This is a genomic window from Xanthobacter autotrophicus (genome assembly GCF_030015065.1).
Lineage (GTDB): Bacteria > Pseudomonadota > Alphaproteobacteria > Rhizobiales > Xanthobacteraceae > Xanthobacter > Xanthobacter autotrophicus_D.
The window spans coordinates 1-784 of sequence record NZ_JAIVFN010000287.1; the positions used below are offsets into that span (position 1 = coordinate 1).

Here is a 784-nt window from a genome sequence, read left to right on the forward strand (position 1 = left end):
AGAGCGCCTAACAAAACGATTTGTTAACCATATTTGGCGTTGTGTTGGGCATGGCCAAGAAGCTGTTGCCCGACGCCCTCTGGGCGGAGATCGCCCCGTTGTTTCCATGCGCTGCGCCTCGCCCGAAGGGCGGGCGGCCTCGGGTGAAGGACCGCGAGGCCCTGATCGGCATCCTATTCGTGCTCTACACAGCAATCCCCTGGGAGCGGCTGCCGTTCGAGGTGGCCGGATGTTCCGGGATGACCTGCTGGCGCCGGCTGCGCACCTGGCAGGATGCCGGCCTGTGGGACGAGATCCATCGCCATATGCTGGAGCGCCTCAATCTCGCTGGCGAAATCGACTGGTCGCGCGCCAGCGTGGACGCCTCCTCCGTCCCCGCCAAAAGGGGGGCGACGCGATCGGTCCGAACCCGACCGATCGCGGCAAGCCGGGCACCAAGCGGCACATCATGGTCGACCGAAAGGGTTTGCCTCTCGCCGTCGTCCTGACCGGAGCCAACCGCCACGACAGCATGGCGCTCACCGAGGTGGTCGATGCGGTCCACCCGGTCCGGCAACGGCGCGGGCGGCCCCGCAAGCGGCCAAGGAAGCTCCATGCCGACAAGGGCTACGATTTCCCGCGCTGCCGCCGGGATCTGCGCAAGCGTTCCATCGCGCCCCGTATCGCCCGCCGCGGCGTCGACAGTTCTGAGCACCTCGGCAAGCACCGATGGGTGGTTGAGCGCACCTTCGCCTGGATCAACCAGTTCCGGCGCCTCGCCATCCGATACGAGCGCCACGCCGAT

The 784-nt window shown here is 66.8% G+C and carries 1 protein-coding gene; it reads left to right on the forward strand.

Annotation, left to right across the window (positions count from 1 at the left end; all coding sequences use genetic code 11):
- Nucleotides 1–50 precede the first annotated feature (50 nt).
- Nucleotides 51–784 (forward strand): IS5 family transposase gene (locus K9U40_RS23130; RefSeq protein ID WP_282892420.1). Its coding sequence is split into 2 segments (ribosomal slippage), with 735 coding nucleotides annotated over them: nt 51–381 and nt 381–784; the frame shifts between segments, so codons are not numbered across the junction. This gene is flagged as partial in the annotation.